General features: G+C 71.1%; 4 protein-coding genes. All 4 read left to right on the top strand.

The genetic code is table 11. The annotated features are described in order from the left end of the window. A partial coding sequence (locus tag V7067_RS15620; protein WP_334176828.1) for a S1 RNA-binding domain-containing protein occupies nucleotides 1-328 on the top strand: 328 nt, incomplete at its 5' end. Between the two features lie 262 nt (nucleotides 329-590). Beyond that, complete coding sequence (sppA, locus tag V7067_RS15615; RefSeq protein WP_334176827.1) at nucleotides 591-1637, top strand: signal peptide peptidase SppA; 1047 nt, start codon at nucleotides 591-593, stop codon at nucleotides 1635-1637. Then, on the top strand, nucleotides 1634-1939 hold the full coding sequence (locus V7067_RS15610) for an integration host factor subunit beta (RefSeq protein WP_334176826.1): 306 nt from the start codon (nucleotides 1634-1636) through the stop codon (nucleotides 1937-1939). Before sppA ends, V7067_RS15610 begins: the two co-directional genes overlap by 4 nt. Before the next feature lie 125 nt (nucleotides 1940-2064). Next, nucleotides 2065-2433 carry a lipopolysaccharide assembly protein LapA domain-containing protein gene (locus V7067_RS15605; protein ID WP_334176825.1) on the top strand — a complete coding sequence of 123 codons (369 nt, stop codon included), beginning with the start codon at nucleotides 2065-2067 and terminating at the stop codon, nucleotides 2431-2433. Nucleotides 2434-2733 lie beyond the last annotated feature (300 nt).

Below are 2733 nucleotides of genomic sequence, written 5' to 3'. Positions count from 1 at the left end.
CATCGTCACCTGCGAAGTGACCGAGGTGAAGGAAGGCGGCATCGAGGTGAAGCTGGTCGGCACCGACCTGACCGCCTTCATCCGCCGTTCGGATCTGGCCCGCGACCGCGCCGACCAGCGCCCCGAGCGCTTTGCCACCGGCGAGAAGGTGGATGCCCGCATCCTCCAGTTCGATCGCCGCGCCCGCAAGGTGCAGGTCTCCATCAAGGCGCTGGAAATCGCCGAGGAGAAGGAAGCCGTGGCGCAGTTCGGTTCGTCCGACTCCGGCGCCTCGCTGGGCGACATCCTGGGCGCCGCCCTGCGCGCCCGTCAGGACGACAACGTCTGAGGCTGAAAGCCTGCGGCCGCGGGGCGCACAAGCCGCCGCGCGGCCCTTCAGATGACCGCAATGGAAAGCCCGCCACACGGCGGGCTTTTCGCTTTTCCGGGGCCGGGAGCGCGCGCCGAAGCGACGGAACGCGCAGCGCTTTTTTCGCTTTTTGCCTTGCTTTCCCCTGTGGGCGATGTTTGATGCCGGAAGCCATGGCGTGACCGGCCCCCGGGCCGGGCAGCGCCCGTGCGCAGGATCAGACAGGGATTGCCTCAGGCCCATGCCGACTGATAACGGCCCTGCCGCTCCGCCGCCCTTCGGGGCCGCCGATGCCATCGTCGAGCGCCGCCGCCTGCGGCGGGCGCTGACGCGCTGGCGCGTTGCCGCCATCGCCGTCGCCGCGCTGGCCGTTGCCGGCGCCGCGGTTTCGGCCACCGGCCTTGCCCGGCGCGATCAGATTGCCCGCATCGCGGTCAGCGGCGTCATCGCCGAGGATCGCGACCGGCTTGAGCTTCTCTCCGACATGGCCGACGATCCGACGGTAAAGGCCGTGATCGTGGCGATCGACAGCCCCGGCGGCACCACGGCCGGCGGCGAGGCGCTCTATGACGGTCTGCGCCGTCTGGCGGCGAAAAAGCCGGTGGTGGCCACCATCGGCACCCTCGGCGCCTCGGCCGGCTACATGGTGGCCATCGCCGCCGATCATGTGGTGGCGCGGCGCACCTCCATCACCGGCTCCATCGGCGTGCTGTTCCAGTATGGCGATGCCGCCAGACTGCTGGAAACGCTGGGCGTCAATGTCGACGCCGTGAAGAGCTCGCCGCTCAAGGCGGCGCCGATGCCGTGGGCGCCGGCAAGTCCGGAGGCCCGCGCCATGCTGCAGAGCGTGGTGGACGATACCTATGTGTGGTTCACCGGCCTCGTCGCCGAACGCCGCCAGCTTTCGCCGGAAGCCGCCAGAGCGGCGGCGAACGGGCGGATCATGACCGGCCATCAGGCCCTTGAACTGAAGCTGGTGGACGCGCTGGGCGGCGAGGAAGAAGCCATCGGGTGGCTGGAAAAGAGCCGCGGCATCGCACCGCACCTGCCGGTGCGGTCGTGGGAGGTGCGCAAGCCTTCGACGCTGACGCGGCTGTTCTCGGCCGCAGGCGAGGGTGCGGGAACCGCCATGGCAGAGGCGCTGGGGGCCCGGCTCGGCCTTTCCGGCAGCCCGACCGCACAGATGCCGGCCGGCGCGGCCGGCGGGCGCGTTGACGGACTTCCGTCCGTTTGGCAGGTTGACCCGCGTGGAACTGAGGATGGGGGCCAGGGGGCCTCGGTGCGATGATTAAATCCGAACTCGTTCAGCTGATCGCCGATAAGAATCCGCATCTCTACCAGAGGGATGTCGAGAACATCGTCAACGCCATCCTTGACGAGATCGTCGGGGCGCTCGCCCGCGGCGACCGCGTGGAACTGCGTGGCTTCGGTGCCTTTTCGGTCAAGAACCGGCCGGCCCGTCTCGGCCGCAATCCGCGCACCGGCGAGCAGGTCGACGTGGACGAGAAGTTCGTGCCGTTCTTCAAGACCGGCAAGGAGATGCGCCTGCGCCTCAACGACGGCGCCGACGACGAGGATGACGCCGAATAAGGCCCGCACGGCCGGCTGCGGGGCCGCGTGTGCGCGCACCCCGCGGAGATCATCGAGATCATCGCCAGTGCCGGCCGGGCCGCTGCCCGGCCGCAGGCCCGCGTGCCGGGCGCAGGGAGATTGCAATGCGCATCATCAAGGCTCTGATCCTGGTCGTCGTCGCCGTGCTGCTGGTGGCGCTGGCGGTGGCCAACCGGCAGACGGTGATGTTCTCGCTCGATCCGTTCGAGCCCGCCGCCCCGGCCGTGGTGCTGACCGTGCCGCTTTACTGGATCGTGTTTGCCGCTCTGGCGCTGGGCGTCATCGCAGGCGGCCTGTTTGCCGGCCTGCGCACCTTCGCCGCGCGCCGCGCCGCCCGCCGCGAAACCCGTGAGGCCGCGTTCTGGAAAGCCGAGGCGGAGCGCCTGCGGGCCCGCGTGGATGCCCAGGCCACCACCGCATCGGTCGCCGGCAGCCCGGCAAGCCTGCCGGCCCCCGCCTCCCGCGCCGCCTGACGACACCTGCGGGCCGGGAGCGGCCCGCGTTTTCCGCGAGACCGGCCGCAGCCGCGGCCGGCCGCACGCCTCTGCCGGCCCGTGGCGGCCCCCGGCCTCTCGCCCCGCGCATGCGCGATTTAAGCGGGCGTGATTGTCACGCCTGCGACCTGCGCGCCGGTGTTCCCCGCGCTGCTGCCCGGGCACCTTCCTTCCCCTCGGCCCTCCGCCTCTCTCCCTTACTCTCCGTTCCTCTCCCTCCCCTCGCCCCCTTCGCCGCCCGTCCCGGCCGGCCGGGCGGCGGCCGGACCCGGGGGACAA

The organism is Pseudoxanthobacter sp., assembly GCF_036822375.1.
Lineage (GTDB): Bacteria > Pseudomonadota > Alphaproteobacteria > Rhizobiales > Segnochrobactraceae > Pseudoxanthobacter.
The sequence above is the reverse complement of the archived record's forward strand: the minus strand, read 5'-3'. Positions and strand labels throughout refer to the sequence as shown.